This window comes from Paraburkholderia sp. XV (genome assembly GCF_020177535.1).
Classification (GTDB): domain Bacteria; phylum Pseudomonadota; class Gammaproteobacteria; order Burkholderiales; family Burkholderiaceae; genus Paraburkholderia; species Paraburkholderia caribensis.
Window position 1 is genome coordinate 1 of the sequence record NZ_JAGUUD010000060.1, and the last position, 15,863, is coordinate 15,863.

Annotated in this window: 11 protein-coding genes; 5 read left to right on the top strand and 6 right to left on the bottom strand. The window is 64.2% G+C overall.

Features of this window, described 5'->3' with window-relative positions; translation table 11 throughout:
- Positions 1-293: 293 nt before the first annotated feature.
- From KFO72_RS24855 to KFO72_RS24870, 4 genes are read left to right on the top strand one after another with little or no spacing between them, the layout of a single operon-like run.
- Positions 294-608, top strand: coding sequence for a DUF485 domain-containing protein (locus KFO72_RS24855; RefSeq protein ID WP_054931466.1), 315 nt, complete (start codon positions 294-296; stop codon positions 606-608).
- Positions 605-2,278: a cation acetate symporter gene (locus KFO72_RS24860; RefSeq protein WP_176054512.1), complete on the top strand. Its 1,674-nt coding sequence runs from the start codon at positions 605-607 to the stop codon at positions 2,276-2,278. The genes KFO72_RS24855 and KFO72_RS24860 overlap by 4 nt, the downstream gene beginning before the upstream one ends.
- A 29-nt stretch (positions 2,279-2,307) precedes the next feature.
- On the top strand, positions 2,308-2,916 hold the full coding sequence (locus KFO72_RS24865) for a cytochrome b (protein ID WP_225033259.1): 609 nt from the start codon (positions 2,308-2,310) through the stop codon (positions 2,914-2,916).
- 3 nt (positions 2,917-2,919) lie between these two features.
- The gene (locus tag KFO72_RS24870; protein WP_225033260.1) at positions 2,920-3,906 is read left to right on the top strand and encodes an NAD(P)H-dependent flavin oxidoreductase; all 987 of its coding nucleotides are present in this window, start codon (positions 2,920-2,922) and stop codon (positions 3,904-3,906) included.
- Between the two features lie 209 nt (positions 3,907-4,115).
- Here KFO72_RS24870 and acnB read toward each other — a convergent pair whose 3' ends face one another.
- The gene (acnB, locus tag KFO72_RS24875; protein ID WP_225033261.1) at positions 4,116-6,701 is read right to left on the bottom strand and encodes a bifunctional aconitate hydratase 2/2-methylisocitrate dehydratase; all 2,586 of its coding nucleotides are present in this window, start codon (positions 6,699-6,701) and stop codon (positions 4,116-4,118) included.
- 500 nt (positions 6,702-7,201) lie between these two features.
- Here acnB and KFO72_RS24880 point away from each other — a divergent pair, with 500 nt between their 5' ends.
- Positions 7,202-8,887, top strand: coding sequence for an ATP-binding protein (locus tag KFO72_RS24880; RefSeq protein WP_054931470.1), 1,686 nt, complete (start codon positions 7,202-7,204; stop codon positions 8,885-8,887).
- A 55-nt stretch (positions 8,888-8,942) separates the two neighbouring features.
- Here the strand turns inward: KFO72_RS24880 and KFO72_RS24885 are convergent, their stop codons facing one another.
- The 5 genes from KFO72_RS24885 to KFO72_RS24905 all read right to left on the bottom strand — a co-directional run bounded on the left by KFO72_RS24885 (position 8,943) and on the right by KFO72_RS24905 (position 15,803).
- Positions 8,943-10,712: an FAD-binding protein gene (locus KFO72_RS24885; RefSeq protein WP_225033262.1), complete on the bottom strand. Its 1,770-nt coding sequence runs from the start codon at positions 10,710-10,712 to the stop codon at positions 8,943-8,945.
- 66 nt (positions 10,713-10,778) lie between these two features.
- Positions 10,779-11,540 carry an SDR family oxidoreductase gene (locus tag KFO72_RS24890; RefSeq protein WP_225033282.1) on the bottom strand — a complete coding sequence of 254 codons (762 nt, stop codon included), beginning with the start codon at positions 11,538-11,540 and terminating at the stop codon, positions 10,779-10,781.
- A gap of 5 nt (positions 11,541-11,545) precedes the next feature.
- Positions 11,546-12,388, bottom strand: a complete 843-nt coding sequence (locus tag KFO72_RS24895; RefSeq protein ID WP_225033263.1) for a shikimate dehydrogenase family protein — start codon at positions 12,386-12,388, stop codon at positions 11,546-11,548.
- Positions 12,385-14,937 (bottom strand): branched-chain amino acid ABC transporter ATP-binding protein/permease, encoded by a 2,553-nt coding sequence (locus KFO72_RS24900; protein WP_225033264.1) that lies wholly within the window; start codon positions 14,935-14,937, stop codon positions 12,385-12,387. Before KFO72_RS24900 ends, KFO72_RS24895 begins: the two co-directional genes overlap by 4 nt.
- Positions 14,934-15,803, bottom strand: coding sequence for a branched-chain amino acid ABC transporter permease (locus KFO72_RS24905; protein ID WP_035992123.1), 870 nt, complete (start codon positions 15,801-15,803; stop codon positions 14,934-14,936). Before KFO72_RS24905 ends, KFO72_RS24900 begins: the two co-directional genes overlap by 4 nt.
- Positions 15,804-15,863: the final 60 nt, after the last annotated feature.

Sequence of the window (15,863 nt, forward strand, 5' to 3'; positions counted from 1 at the left end):
CTTTGCGGCGGCAAAGAAAAGTAGGTGCCGCCCCGCACAGGGGCGACGCGTGAAGTGAGCTAACGCATCGCGGATGCCAGCGCAAAGCCCAACAACCCAAAACCCAACAACCCAAAACCCAACAACCCAAAACCCAACAACCCAAAACCGCACGTCTCACTCACGATGATGTCATGCATCATCAATCATCATTTTACTTGATCGATCGCCGCTCCTATCGTTGAGGAACACAGAAGAGCGTGTCGGGTAGCCCCCGAAATGCGCCCACTTCGAAACGAAATACAGGAGACATCGTGGTCCAAACGACTGCACTTCACAACGTCCGGTTGTCGCCGGCTTTCGTACGACTCGTCGCGCGGCGGCGCAGGCTCGTCGTATTGCTCACGCTCGGCACGTTGCTGCCTTACTACGCATTCGTGCTGACAGCAGGCTTCGCGCCGCAAGTGCTTGCGTTGAAGCTGTTCCCCGGCAGTGTCATGACGATCGGCTGGCCGTTGGGCGTCGCGCTGATCGTCGGCACGTGGATACTGACGGGCATCTATATTCACCGCGCAAACGGCGAGTTCGACGAGTTGACCGCTCAGGTCCTCGCGGGAGACGCGCAATGAAACGATGCGTCGAACTCATCGGCGGCGTGCTGGCCGCCTTCATCGCCTGCGACGCAATGGCCGCAGCGGAGGTGCTCGAAAAAGCACAGAAGCAGCCGCTCAACACGACGGCCATCGTCATGTTCCTCGCGTTCGTCGTCGCGACGCTCGGCATCACGTATTGGGCGGCGTCGAAGACCCGGTCGATGAAGGACTTCTACAACGCCGGCGGCGGCATTTCCGGTTTTCAGAACGGTCTCGCGCTGGCGGGCGACTATATGTCGGCGGCGGCGCTGCTCGGCGTGACGAGCATGATCTTCTTCAACGGCTACGACGGCATGCTCTACGCGGTGAGCTTCTTCGTCGCGTGGCCGTTGCTGATGTTCCTGTTTGCCGAGCGCATCAGAAATCTGGGGCAGGTCACGATCGCCGACATTGCATCGTTCAGACTCGACCAGCAAAGAATACGCACGCTGATGGCATTCGGCTCGCTGACGGTGGTGTGCTTCTATCTCGTCGTGCAGATGGTGGGCGCGGGCCAACTGATCCAGTTGCTGTTCGGGCTTCAATACAACTATGCCGTCGTCGTGGTCGGCGCGTTGATGGCGGTGTACGTGACCTTCGGCGGCATGGTTGCGACAACCTGGGTGCAGATCATCAAGGCCGTACTCATGCTGTTCGGCGCGACCCTGCTTGCGGTTCTCGCGTTGAGCAAGTTCGGTTTCTCGATCGACGACATGTTCGCGCAGGCGATCGCCACACATAAGAGCGGCGCCGGCATCATGCTGCCGAGCAAGCTCGTCGCCGATCCGTTTGCGATGCTGTCGCTGTCGGTGGGACTGGTGTTCGGCACGTCGGGCTTGCCGCATATCCTGATGCGCTTCTTCACGGTGCCGGATGCCAAGGCGGCGCGCAAGTCCGTGTTCGTCGCGACGGGCTTTATCGGGTACTTCTTTCTGATCGTCATGGTGCTCGGCACGGCCGCGATCGTGATCGTCGGCCGCAATCCGGCGTTCTACGAGGGCGGCGTGCCCGGCGGCAAGCTGATCGGCGGCGGCAACATGCCCGTCATGCATCTGGCGAAGGCAATGGGCGGCGATCTCGTGCTGGGCTTCCTGTCCGCCGTCGCCTTTGCAACCATCCTCGCTGTCGTGGCGGGACTCACGATGGCCGGCACATCGGCCATCTCGCACGATCTGTACGCGATGGTCATCAAGCGCAATCGCGCCGACCACGCGAAGGAAAAGCGTGTGTCGAGAATCGCGTCGATTGCGATCGCGGGCGTGGCCATCGTGCTCGGCATCGTGTTCAAGGATCAGAACGTCGCGTTCCTCGTGGCGCTGACCTTCAGCGTGGCCGCGTCGGTCAATTTTCCGATCCTCACGCTCGCGATCTACTGGAAAGGCCTGACGACACGCGGCGCGCTGATGGGCGGCATTGCAGGGCTCGTCAGCGCAGTGGGTCTGGTCGTGCTGTCGCCCGCTGTGTGGGTCAAGGTGCTCGGACACGCGACGCCCGTCTTCCCATACGACTACCCCGCGATCATTTCGATGTCGATCGCTTTCTTCTTCACCTGGATCGGATCGGTCACCGATCAGGGCGCGAGAGCGGCAAACGAACGCGAGCAATTCGACGAGCAGTTCGTCCGCGCCCAGACGGGCATCGGTTCGTCGCGCGCCGCCAGTCACTAGTGAACGCTGCAATCGATAGGGAACAAAAAATGTCGAACTCGCCTACGTCATCCACACACGATGCTCAAGTGCTCAGCACGCATGTACACGGCCGCTTTCAGTGGCGCGATACGGGCTTGGGCTTTTCGCCCGTCACGATCGCGCTGCACTGGATCGTCGCGGCGCTGGTGCTCGCGATCATCGGCATCGAGATTGCGCTTGTCGCGGCGCCGAATGCCGAGCTAGCGAGGGTTCTGAATCTGCTCGGCGCGATTCTGTTTCCGGTCTCGGTCTATCGGTTCTGGGCGCGCCTGACGTCGTGGCATCCGCTGCCGCTCGGCACGCCGAATCCGGTCGAGGTGATCGTGAGCCGGTCGGTTGCGACTGCGCTGGCGCTGGCGATGGTGCTGCTCCCCGTCGCCGCGTGGCTGGCTAAATCGGCGGCTGGCCAGCTGGTCGAATTGCCCGGCGGATGGATCATTCCATCGCCGATGCAGCCGAATCCGCAGGCCGCGCAGGTCTTCGAGGTGCTCTTCAGGATCGGCGCAACGCCGTTCGTGCTGGGCCTGGCGCTGCATATCTTCGGTGCCTGCAAGAATCATTTCGTGTTGAAGAACGATGCGTTGAAACGCATGCTTGGCAAACGCGTGGAGCTTTGAATCATGAGCACAACAGGTTTTGAGTTGGGTGGAAACGCCGTCACGAAGCTCTGTGGCGTCAGATATCCGATCTTCCTCGCCGGCATGGCCGCGATCTCCGGTCCGAAGCTCGTTGCCGCCGTCGCCAATGCGGGCGGGATGGGAACGGTGGGCGGTTTGCGTCTGCCGCCGCTCGCGCTGCGGCGATGGATCCGTGAAACGAAAGAACTGACTGACAAGCCGTTCGGCGTCAATCTCGTCCCTTCGTTCGGCGGCCCAGATGTATTCGAGGCGCAGTTTCAGGTCGTGTTGCAGGAAAAGCCCAAAATGCTGTCGCTGTTCTATGCGGAGAACTATCCGCATATGATCTCGCGCGCAAAGGACGCGGGAATGGTGGTGATGGTGCAGGTCGGTTCCGTGGAGCTCGCGCGCAAGGCTATCGCGCAGGGCGCCGATATCATCACTGCGCAGGGCAGCGAAAGCGGCGGGCATCTGAACCGCGGCACGATTGGATTGCTTTCGCTGCTGCCGTCGCTCATCGCTGCGGCGGGCGGGCGTCCTGTGCTCGCGGCAGGCGGGATCACGAATCGCGACGACGTCCGCACGGTGATGAACATGGGCGCGGGCGGCGTGCTCTGCGGCACGGCTTTCGTTGCGTGTGACGAGTCGAATGCTCATCCGCTTTACAAGCAGAAGATCGTCGATGCGACGGTCGATGACACCGAATACCGCACCGGCTATTCGTTCGGCTGGAAATACGGCACGCCGCACCGGGTCATTCCGAATCGCGACAAGTGGAACCTGTTGCGGCATATCGGCGGCGGCGCGCGGGCGATCGACAAACCGAGAATGGCGCAGAAGCTGTCGTTGTATGCGGGGCAGGGCGTCGGGAAGATCGACCGCGTGATGTCGGCGGCGGCGCGCGTGGAGGAGCTCGTGATGGGGCTCGCTGACGAGGGCGAGCGGGATGCGGCTGAACCGTTCGAGGGGGCCCGGTTGCGCTATGCGTAGGGTGCGGTGATTCGACGGCCGGGCATCGAGGCCGGCTGGTCGGCTCGTCGTGCGCGGGAAGCGATTCAGCGAGGTTCCTTGGCTAGCGGCTGCGAAATCGTGTCACTCCGGAACCCGTTCCCCCAAAAAAAAGCGCCGCGGGCATTCAGCCCGCGGCGCCATTGCGTGGTGCTACGACGAGAACGACACGCCGTAGCCCGACAGCACGCTTACATCTCCACGGTGTCGGCCACTTGCTTGAAGTCCTCGATCTGGTCGAAGTTCATGTACTGATAGATCTTGTCGCCATTGGCGTTGAGCACGCCCATGTCGGCCATGTACTCTTCCTTGGTCGGGATCTTGCCCAGACGCGAGCAGATCGCCGCCAGTTCCGCCGAGCCAAGGTACACGTTCGTGTTCTTGCCCAGGCGGTTCGGGAAGTTACGGGTCGAGGTCGACATGACCGTCGCGCCTTCACGCACTTGTGCCTGGTTGCCCATGCACAGCGAGCAGCCCGGCATTTCGGTACGCGCGCCAGCCGTGCCGAACACGCCGTAGTGGCCTTCTTCCGTCAGCTGCTTCTGGTCCATCTTGGTCGGCGGCGCGACCCACAGCTTGACGGGGATGTCGCGCTTGCCTTCCAGCAGCTTCGACGCGGCACGGAAGTGGCCGATGTTGGTCATGCACGAGCCGATGAACACTTCGTCGATCTTGGCGCCGGCCACGTCCGACAGCGTCTTCACGTCGTCCGGATCGTTCGGGCAGGCCACGATCGGCTCGTGGATGTCGGTCAGATCGATTTCGATGACGGCTGCATACTCAGCGTCGGCATCCGGCGACAGCAGTTGCGGGTCGGCCAGCCATTGCTCCATCGCCTTGATACGGCGCTGCAGGCTGCGCGGGTCCTGATAGCCTTCGGCGATCATCCACTTCAGCAGCGTGATGTTGCTGTTGAGGTATTCGATGATCGGTTCCTTGTTCAGACGCACCGAGCAACCGGCGGCCGAGCGCTCGGCGGAGGCATCCGACAATTCGAACGCTTGCTCGACCTTCAGATCGGGCAGGCCTTCGATTTCGAGAATGCGGCCCGAGAAGATGTTCTTCTTGCCTTGCTTGGCGACCGTCAGCATGCCTTGCTTGATGGCGTAGAGCGGAATGGCGTTGACGAGATCGCGCAAGGTCACGCCCGGCTGCATCTTGCCCTTGAAGCGGACCAGCACCGATTCCGGCATGTCCAGCGGCATCGTGCCCGTAGCGGCGGCGAACGCGACCAGGCCAGAACCGGCCGGGAAGCTGATGCCGATCGGGAAGCGGGTGTGCGAGTCGCCGCCCGTGCCGACCGTGTCGGGCAGCAGCATGCGGTTCAGCCACGAGTGGATCACGCCGTCGCCCGGGCGCAGCGCGATGCCGCCACGGTTGCTGATGAAGTTCGGCAGCGTCTGGTGGGTCTTCACGTCGACCGGCTTCGGATAAGCGGCCGTATGGCAGAACGACTGCATGACGAGATCAGCCGAGAAGCCCAGGCACGCCAGGTCCTTCAGCTCGTCGCGCGTCATCGGGCCGGTGGTGTCCTGCGAGCCGACCGAAGTCATGCGCGGTTCGCAGTACGCGCCCGGGCGAACGCCCTGGCCTTCCGGCAGGCCGCAGGCGCGGCCAACCATCTTCTGCGCCAGCGAAAAGCCCTTGCCGCTGTCGGCCGGCTGCTGCGGCAGGCGGAACAGCGTGGACGGAGCCAGACCCAGCGCTTCACGCGCCTTGGCGGTCAAACCGCGACCGATGATCAGCGGAATGCGGCCGCCGGCGCGCACTTCGTCGAACAGCACGTCTGACTTGACCTGAAACTCGGCGATCACTTCGCCGTTCTTCAGCGCCTTGCCTTCGTACGGGCGCAGTTCGACCACGTCGCCCATTTCCATCTTCGACACGTCGAGTTCGATGGGCAGCGCGCCGGCATCTTCCATCGTGTTGTAGAAGATCGGGGCGATCTTGCTGCCCAGGCACACGCCGCCGAAACGCTTGTTCGGGATGAAGGGGATGTCTTCGCCCGTGAACCACAGCACCGAGTTGGTGGCCGACTTGCGCGAGGAGCCTGTACCGACCACGTCGCCCACGTACGCGACCAGGTGGCCCTTTTCCTTCAGCGACTCGATGAACTTGACGGGACCACGCTTGCCGTCCTCTTCCGGCGTGATGCCGGGGCGGGCGTTCTTCAGCATTGCCAGCGCGTGCAGCGGGATGTCCGGGCGGGTGGTGGCGTCCGGGGCCGGCGACAGGTCGTCGGTGTTGGTTTCGCCCGTCACCTTGAACACGGTGATGGTCAGGCTTTGCGGCACTTCCGGACGGCTGGTGAACCATTCGGCGTCGGCCCAGCTTTGCATCACGGCGCGGGCGTTGGCGTTGCCCTTGTCCGCCAGTTCCTTGACGTCGTGGAACTGGTCGAACATCAGCAGGGTTTTCTTCAGCGCTTCAGCGGCGACGGTGCCGACTTCGGCGTCGGACAGCAGTTCGATCAGCGGCTGGATGTTGTAGCCGCCCAGCATCGTGCCGAGCAGCTCGGCGGCGCGCGCGCGCGAGATCAGCGCGCAGGCGGTCTCGCCTTTGGCCACGGCGGCCAGGAAGCCCGCCTTCACGCGCGCGGCTTCGTCCACGCCGGCGGGCACGCGGTTGGTGATCAGATCGAGCAGAGTCTGCTCTTCGCCAGCGGGCGGGTTGGTCAGCAGTTCCACCAGCTCGGCGGTCTGCTGAGCCGTCAGCGGCAGGGGAGGAATGCCGAGCGCGGCGCGCGCGGCTACATGAGCACGAAAGTTTTCAAGCATGGGAGACCTGCTGGTATTGCGTTTCAGGGGAGGACTTTTCAGGCACGTCGAAACTGCTTCGGGCACTGCTTTATTCGCGATTTTAATTGCAATACCCTATGCGGTCAAATGTCTTATGTCTTATATAAGAGTTGGAGGCGGAGACGGTGAGCGCGATTGCAGGGAACGGGGGCGCGAGAAAATCGCCTGGCGGCGAGATTACCTCTGACAGGCCGGTGAAATGCGCATCGCCCGACAGGCTCCGTGTGATCTCGATGGATGGCTTTTTTCGGCGCGGTGATTCAGCCGTCGCGTCGGACAGGTGAGGAATCGCGGGCCTGTTGGGTGATCGTTAGGTCCGGGCCTGTTTTTTGCTCACATAGTCACGTTCAGTCGTCCGCATCGCGTCGAATTCGCGCGATCCTGGTTGTTTTCGCAGATTGCCGGCATGGTCCGGCAGAAGGCGGTGTCGAATGTTGCGGTCAGGAAAAGACCATGGATGCGCGGGATGGCGCGGCGAAATGGCCCTGCGAATCCGTGACTTCGATTGGTCCAGGACGTCGCTCGGCCTCATCGACGATTGGTCATCGAGTCTGCGAGCGGCTGTTCAGTTAGTGCTCGCGTCTCCCGTACCGCTCGTGATGTTGTGGGGGCACGCTGGACATATGGTCTACAACGACGCCTATGCGGTTTTCGCGGGCGGCCGCCATCCGTTTCTGCTCGGGTCTCCCGTCGAGGAGGGCTGGCCAGAGATTGCCGATTTCAATCGCAACGTCGTCGACACTTGCCTCGCGGGCGGCACGTTGTCCTACAAGGACAAGGAACTCGTTCTGTTCCGCAACGGCGCCGCCGAAGACGTCTGGATGGATCTTTACTACAGCCCCGTGGTCGAGGATGACGGCGCGCCCGCTGGCGTCATCGCCGTCGTCATCGAGACATCCGAGCGCGTCATCGCCGAGCGGCGGCAACAGGAAGCTGAAGCTGCGCTGCTCAAGCTGACGCGCAACCTGGAGCAACGGGTGGCGGATGCGGTGACGGCCCGGGTGGAACTCGAAGAGCAACTTCGGCAGTCACAGAAAATGGAGGCGATCGGCGCACTGACAGGGGGTGTCGCGCACGATTTCAACAACGTCTTGCAAGCCATTTCGGGCAATCTGCAAGTGCTCGCGCTGCAGGAAAAGGGTAACGAAAATGTCCAGAAACGCGTCACCGCTGCGGCATCCGCCGTGGAGCGCGGCGGGAAACTGTCATCCCAACTGCTTGCTTTCGCTCGCCGCCAGCCCTTGTCGCCCACCGTCATCAATCCAGGCCGCATTTTCGATACGCTCGGCGACCTGCTCCAACGGGCTTTGGGCGAAAGCATTTCTGTTCAGATGTCGCTGTCGGCCCATCCATGGTTCATACAGGCCGACCGGAACCAGCTGGAAAATGCGGTGCTCAATCTGGCCATCAATGCGCGCGACGCGCTGGACGGAGAGGGCCAGATTAGCGTGATCGGAGAAAACGTGGTGTTGACCGCGAGCGACGTGACCGGTGCCGAGATCGCGGCAGGAGAGTATCTGCGCATTACGGTTCGGGACGAGGGGGTAGGAATGTCACCCGAGGTTCTCGAACGTGCGTGTGAGCCGTTCTTCACCACCAAAGGGGAGGGCCAGGGAACCGGCCTGGGTTTGAGCATGGTGTTCGGCTTTGTGCGGCAAAGCGGCGGCCATCTGACCATCCTCAGCGAAGTCGGTCGAGGCACGTCCGTACAGATGCATTTTCCTCGGAGTGCCGTGGCAGAGGGCACGCTATCGGAATTCAGCCTTGCCTCGCATGTCGGTGGCAACGAGATCATTCTGGTGGTGGAAGACGACGCCAGCGTTCGGGCGACCTCTGCGGAACTGCTGCGGGAACTGGGCTATGAAGTCGTCGAGGCCGTCAACGGGGACGCGGCATTGGCGCTGTTGCAAAGCGGCGTCAAGGTCGACCTGGTGCTGACGGATGTCGTGATGCCGGGCGCGGTGAAGAGCGCGGACCTCGCCGCCTGGGCGCGCAGCAGAACGCCGCCCGTTCCTGTGCTTTTTACCTCTGGCCATACGCGCGACATCATCTCGAAAAATAATATTCTCGCGCCCGACGTCAAGCTCCTGCGCAAGCCATATCTTCCCGAAACGCTGTCCCGGATGGTGCGCGCCGTGCTCGCGGAATCGACGCGGCCGGGCTAGCGTCGAACGGCGGTGCACGCTCGGGAAGCAGTCGATGCCCGCGTCCCGATACGGCTTAAGGCGATTCGTTCATGCAGGCATCCACACGCGTCCGTCGCTTCGAAGCGCCGTCATCCAGCTTGCCCGCGATGTACTTCGCGACGCGCCAGCCGAACACGATGGCCGGTCCCAACGTCGTGCCGGGCCCGGGATACGTGCCGCGAAATATCGAAGCCAGATCGTTGCCGCACGCGAAGAGTCCCGGTATCACGTTGCCGTTCACATCGAGCAGTTCGCCGTTCGCATTTCCGCTCAGACCCGCGCTGCACGCGAGGTCGGCTGGCCACACGGTCACGGCGTAGTACGGGCCTTTGCCCAACGCACGGATGCACGGATTGGGCTTCTGCGCGGCGTCGCCGTTGAAGCGGCTCATCGGGCTGGAGCCGCGGCCGAAGGCGGGGTCGCTGCCCGATGCGGCATCGCGATTGTAGGTTTCGACAGTGCGCGCGAGCCCTGTCGCATCCACGTGCAGCTTCGCCGCCAGTGCGGCCAGCGTGTCGCCTTTGACCAGATACCCGGCGCGCTCGAATTCGGCAATGCGCGCGCGGCTTCGCCCCGGCATCAGCAGGCCCAGACCATAGTCGCGGATAAAGTCTGCGTCGACGATCAGATGCGCCGGTACGCTCGGGCCATGGCCGTCGTCGCGCAGCATGCCCATCACGAAGTCGTGATAGGAGCCGGATTCGTTGACGAACCGCTCGCCCCGGCTATTCACGGCAATGAGTCCCGGCTTCGCGCGATCGAGGATGATATGCGGCCACACGCTATCGCCGCCGCCGGACGAACGGCGGATCGAGCAGGGCATCCAGAGGCCCGGGCTGTCGCCGCCGTTTTCGAGTCGCGCATCGACGGCGAGCGCGCTGCCCACGCCGTCGCCCGTGTGAGTGTCGGGAGCCAGCGACAGCCGTTCTGCGGCAGCCGGAAACAACTGTTTGCGCAGCGCCGGATGCCGCGCGACGCCGCCCGTGGCGAGCACGACACCGCGACGCGCGCCGATGCGCCGTTGTTCGCCGTCGCGCGAACCGATCACGGCGCCCGTCACGCGGCCTTGCTCGCGAACCAGTTCGACGAGCGGCGTTTCGAAGCGTATTGCCACGCCGCGCTTGCGCAAGCTGTAGAAGAGCCGGGCGGCGAGCGCGTTGCCCATGACGAGTTGCGTGCCGCGCGCAAAACGCATGCGGTCGACGACATAACGGCCGACCACTTCGACGGTGCGCCTGAAATTGCCGAACGATCCGAACGGACTGAGCAGCGCGCCGAGGTCGCTGCGATTGACCATCATCCCGCCCAGGCCCATGAATTCCTTGCGCGGCGGGCGCACGCGCGAGAAGTCCTTGTCCAGCACGCGGGCATCGAAAGGCAGGGGCGCGAGCGCGCGGCCGCCGAATGCCGCGCCGGGCCCCGTCACATAGTCGGGATGCGCGGCCGCCGCGACGAATTTGACGTCGCTGATGCGCTGCAATTCGTCGATGGCCAGCGGGCCGCTTTGCAGGAAGGCCTCGCGTGCTTCGTCGCCGCCGCGCTCGCCGACCACCGATTGCAAGAACCGGCGCGCGTCGTCGACGCTGTCGGGCACGCCCGCATCGACGCTCAATTGCGTGCCGGGCACCCACGTCGTGCCGCCCGACGTCGATGTGATGCCGCCGACGGCCTCCGTCTTTTCGCACAGGAGAACGTCGAGGCCCTCGTGATGCGCGATCAACGCAGCCGTCATGCCCGCCGCGCCCGCGCCGAACACGAGCACATCGACTTCTTCGTCCCATTGGATGCTGCTGCCTGAATTCATGTTCACTGTCTCCTCTGATGCCTTGCTGCCGTTTCCGTGCTTGCTGGATGGTGTTTGAAGCGGACGTCAGTAAGTCGCGCGTCCGCCGGACAGATCGAAGGCGGCGCCCGTCGAAAACGAGCATTCATCCGATGCCAGCCACGCGGCCAGGCTTGCGACTTCGTCGGCCGTGCCGGCGCGTTGCATCGGAATCTTCGCGAGACTTGCGGCGAGCGCGTCGGGGGTCATCTGCTGCAGCAAGGGTGTCTCGATCACGGCAGGCGCGATGCAGTTCACGCGCACCGGCGTCAGCGCCAGTTCCTTGCCCATCGACTTCGTGAACGCAATCACGCCCGCTTTGGCCGCCGAATACGCGGACATCGACGGATTGCCTTCCTTGCCCGCAATCGACGCGAGATTGACGATGCGGCCAAAGCCCGCGTCGAGCATGGGTTGGACGGCGGCGCGCGAGCACAGGAACACGCTGCGGAGATTGACGTCGATACAGCGCTGCCATGCGTCCAGCGCGCTGTCGGCGACGGTCGAGATCGGGCCCGTCGTGCCCGCGCCATTGATCAGCACATGCAGCGCGCCGAAGCGTTCGAGAGTGGTGTGGAGCGCGGCGGCGACGGAGGCTTCGTTTGTCACGTCCACATGCACGCCGATGGCTGCGCCGTTCGTGCCGCTGTTTTCGTCAGCGCACAGCGTGTCGGCGGCTTCGCGCGCCGCACGCGCATCGAGGTCCCACAGCGCGACGCGCATGCCGTCGCGTTGCAGCCGCGCCGCAATTGCCCGGCCGATCCCGCCCGCGCCGCCCGTGACGACGGCGACTCGCTGCGCCGCGCTCATGCCGCTCATGCTTTTGCGTCGAGCAGAAACTCGACCATGCGATCGCATACGCGCGCGAACATCTGCGTGCCTGTCACGGTCTTGCAGCCTCGCGCCCGTGCCGCTTCGATGAACGGCGTGAGCGGCGGCTTCGTGACGACGTCGCCGACAAACGTGGAGGCAGGCAGGCGCGACACGTCGATAGGCAGCGGATCGTCGGCGCGCATGCCCATCGGCGACGCGTTGACGACCACGTCGAACGATCCGGCTTCGACATCGGCCGCCGCCACGTGCACGGCGCCGCGTTGCATCGCGGCGAGCCGTGTGACGAGCGAAGCCGTGCGCGCCGTATCGTTGTCGCGCACGCCGAGGGCGGCGACGCCCGCGCTGACGAGCGCTTGACCGATGGCCGAGCCCGCGCCGCCCGCGCCGATCAGCAGCGCGCGTTTGCCGCGCAGATCGCAGCCCGCATCTTCGAGCGCGGCGACGAAGCCCGTGCCGTCGAACATACCGCCATGCCAGCCGCCATCGGCCGTGCGCCGCAGCGTGTTCACCGCGCCGAGAAACGCGGCCTCATCGGACAGACTCGAGCAGAAGCCGGCGGCGCTGAACTTGTGCGGCACGGTGATGATCACGCCATCGACATTGCGCATTGGCGAGACGCCGGCGAAGAATGCCGCGAGGTCGTCCGGCGCGACGTGCGCGGGGACCACCAGCGCGTCGCGTCCCGCTTCGCGCAATGCCGCCGTCACGCCTTTGGGCGAGCGCACCTGCGCAATGGGATCACCGACAATGAAATACACGCGCGTCGCGCCGCTGAGTCCCTCGTCGAGCGATACGGCGACGTTCGTTGCAGTCGTTTGGGTCATGCTGTTTTCACCTCCAGAGTAGAACGGGCATCGTCATGCACGATGCCGAGCAGTTTGGCCTGAGTCGCGCTGTCCTGCGCGAGCGCGTCAGCCGTGTTTTCGTACGCGACGCGGCCGTTGACGAGCACATACACGCGGTCGGCGATCGGCAACACCATATCGGCCTGATGTTCGACGATAACGACACTTGCACGCTCGCGCAGCTTGACGACGGCATCGAGCACTTCCTGCACGACGGCAGGCGCAAGACCTTCGAACGGCTCATCGAGCAGGATCGCTTTGGCGGGCGCCATCAACGCGCGCGCGATGGCCACCATCTGCCGTTCGCCGCCCGACAGATGTTCGGCGCGTACGTCCTTGCGGTTCGCGAGCCGCGGAAAAAGCGCGTAAATCTCGTCGACGCTCGCGCCGCCCTTGCGTGCGGCGAGCCGCAAGTTTTCGTAGACGGTCAGATTCGGAAACAGGCGGCGGCCTTCGGGGACCATCGCGAGACCGAGCCGGTTGATCTCGTGCATGGGCCGCGACGTGATGTCGTGTCCGTCGAACGTGATGGTACCGGCGCTGATCTGCGCGACACCCGTTGCCGCGCGCAGCGCGGTCGTCTTGCCGACGCCGTTGCGCCCGAGGACCGCGATCACTTCGCCTTCGTGCAGCGTGAGATCGATGCCGTCGAGAATCGTGTTGCCCGCGTAGCCCGCCTTCACGTTTTGCAATTGCAGAAGCACGCGCCGGTTGGCCGGGGTGTCGCGTATGTGCGCGACACGGTCGGCGAGACGCGCATCGACGGGACGCTGGCCCTTTGCGTGACCCATGTACGCTTCGATCACTTCAGGATGCGCCGCGACTTTGGCAGGCGAGCCGTCGGCGATCAGATGACCGCGATGCAGCACGCTGACGCGATCGGAGATGGTCAGCACGCGGTCGATGTCATGTTCGATCAGCAGCACCGCGTGATGATTCGCGAGTTCGCGAATGATGCGCGCGACGTTGGCGCGATCCGCTTCGGCAAGGCCCGCGAGCGGTTCGTCGAGCAGCAGCAGACGGGCTTGCGTCGCGAGCGACAACGCGATTTCGAGCAGACGCTGTTCCCCATGCGAGAGACTCTCGCACGACGCCGCCGCTCGCTCGACGAGGCCGACGGCTGCGAGCAGCGACCAGGCGCGCGCGTTCTGCGTGTCGAGCGTATGCGCGTCGCGCCACAAGCCGAGCCGTTCGCGCTGCGCGGCCTGCACGGCGACGCGCACGTTCTCGAACACGGTGAGGTTGCGAAACACGCTGAGAATCTGGAACGAGCGGCTCATGCCGAGCCGCACGCGGCGGAACATCGCCAGTCTCGTCACGTCCTTGCCGTCGAACGTGATCGTGCCCGACGATGGTGGCAGCACGCCCGTCAGCATGTTGAAGAAGGTCGTCTTGCCGGCGCCGTTCGGCCCGATGAAACTGTGCAGCTGATACGGAAAGACGTCGAGGTCGATCTTGTCGGCCGTCACCAGCGAGCCGAATTGCTTCGACAACCCGCGCACGCTGAGAATCGGCGCGTCCGGATTCATGTCGATGCGGCTCGCGCGGTACGGCGCGATCACTTCGGGACGGGCGGGAATGGTGTCGCGCACGAGCGTCCAGCGCGGCCGGCGCAGCAGGCGCTGCGCGAGACCCTGAATGCCTTCGGGGGAGAAGAACGCGAACGCAATGATGATCGGCGCGAACATCAGCCACCAGTGTTCGGTGAGGCTGCTCAGTTTGTCTTCGAGCAGGATGAACGCAATCGCGCCCCACAGCGGCCCGAGAAACTGGTGCACGCCGCCCAGCACTGTCATCAGCAGACTGTCGCCTGCGTGTTCCCAGCTAAGGTTGTTTGCATACGCGCCCTGCAGCATCAGGCACAGTAACCCGCCCGCGTAACCGATCACCGAGGCGGAGATCACAAACGCATACAGCTTCAGGCGGTAGGTGTCATAGCCGAGGCTCGCGGCGCGCTGCTCGTTGTCGCGCAGCGCCTGCAACGCGCGCCCGAATGGCGCGTGGACGAGGCGCCACAGGCCATATGCGACGGCGATCACCGTGACGCACGCGAACACATGAAAGCCCGTGGTGGTCGCGAAGGTCGGGCGCGGCACGTTTTGCAGGCCGTTCTCGCCGCCCGTCACGTCGGTCCATTTGAACGCGATTTCGAATGCGATCTGCGAGCAGGCGAGCGTGAGCAGCGAGAAATACAGCCCGCGCCGCTTGAGCACGATCGCGCCGATCAATGCGGCCATGACGGCCGTGACGGCCACGCTCGCGGCCAGCGCAACGAGTTCGTTGCCGATCAGACGTTGCAGCGAGATCGCAACCAGATACGTCGAGGTGCCGAAGAACACCGAGGCGCCGAACGGCACCAGACCCGCATAAGCGACCAGAAGATTCACGCCCATGCCGTAGAGCGTGTAGATGGCGATCTGTGTCGCGCGTTCCAGCGGCGTGCCGCTTGCGGTCAATGCGATCGAGACGATGAGGAGGCACGTGGTCAGCAACGCGACGGGGTGCCGGGTCAACAGTTTGACATTCATTCGAAGCGCTCCCAGCGTTCGCCGAACAGCCCGCGCGGACGCACGAGCAGAACGAGTGCCATCAGGACATACATCGCCACCGACGACCCTTCCGGAAAGAACTGCACGGCGAGCGCCGTCACCACGCCGACCAGCAGGCCCGCGACGACGGCGCCCGCAAACGAGCCCAGACCGCCGATCGTCACGATCACGAAGGCGGGCATGACGGCCGCCGTCGCCATGCTGGGCGTGACGGTCAGCAGCGGTGCGGCGAGCACGCCCGCCGCGCCCGCGAGCAACGCGCCGAGACCGAACGCGCCCGTCAGCACGCGCGGCAGATTGATGCCGAGCAGGCCGACCATCTCGGGGTCGCGGCTGCCCGCGCGCAAGATGCGCCCATAGGGCGTGAACTTCATGAACCACCACAACGCGAGCAGAATCGCGACCGTCGCGGCAAGCACGAACAGACGATACTTCGTGATCAGCAGCGGCCCGTAGACGAGAAAGCCGCTGAGCGCGGCAGGCGGACTGAACGGCAGGCCGCCCGCGCCCCACACGAGGCGGATCAGCGCCGTCAGCAGCAGCGACAGGGCGAACGTCACGATCAGTCCGAGCAGAGGCTCCTTGCCGTACAGCCGCCGGATGAAGATCACTTCGATCAGCACCCCCGCGAGCGCGACGAGGACGGGCGCGACGATCACGGCGGCCCAACCGAACTGCGTCGACAGGGCGATCGCGAAATACGCGCCGAGCGCGAACAGCGCGCCGTGCGCAAAGTTGACGATGCCCAGCAGCCCGCAGATGATCGACAGACCGATCGCGAGCAACACGTAGAGAAAGCCCAGCACCAACCCGTTGGCGATCTGGGACAACACCATTTCTGCCATGCCTGTACTCCAGCTGAATGCAGATAACCGCAGGACATTGCGGAACGGATCGGGCCGCTG

Coding starts and splice junctions, on each gene's coding strand:
- KFO72_RS24860 (WP_176054512.1), top strand. CDS start 605: ATGAAACGATGCGTCGAACTCATCGGCGGCGTGCTGGCCGCCTTCATC.
- KFO72_RS24865 (WP_225033259.1), top strand. CDS start 2,308: ATGTCGAACTCGCCTACGTCATCCACACACGATGCTCAAGTGCTCAGC.
- KFO72_RS24870 (WP_225033260.1), top strand. CDS start 2,920: ATGAGCACAACAGGTTTTGAGTTGGGTGGAAACGCCGTCACGAAGCTC.
- acnB (WP_225033261.1), bottom strand. CDS start 6,701: ATGCTTGAAAACTTTCGTGCTCATGTAGCCGCGCGCGCCGCGCTCGGC.
- KFO72_RS24880 (WP_054931470.1), top strand. CDS start 7,202: ATGGCCCTGCGAATCCGTGACTTCGATTGGTCCAGGACGTCGCTCGGC.
- KFO72_RS24885 (WP_225033262.1), bottom strand. CDS start 10,712: ATGAATTCAGGCAGCAGCATCCAATGGGACGAAGAAGTCGATGTGCTC.
- KFO72_RS24890 (WP_225033282.1), bottom strand. CDS start 11,540: ATGAGCGCGGCGCAGCGAGTCGCCGTCGTCACGGGCGGCGCGGGCGGG.
- KFO72_RS24895 (WP_225033263.1), bottom strand. CDS start 12,388: ATGACCCAAACGACTGCAACGAACGTCGCCGTATCGCTCGACGAGGGA.
- KFO72_RS24900 (WP_225033264.1), bottom strand. CDS start 14,937: ATGAATGTCAAACTGTTGACCCGGCACCCCGTCGCGTTGCTGACCACG.
- KFO72_RS24905 (WP_035992123.1), bottom strand. CDS start 15,803: ATGGCAGAAATGGTGTTGTCCCAGATCGCCAACGGGTTGGTGCTGGGC.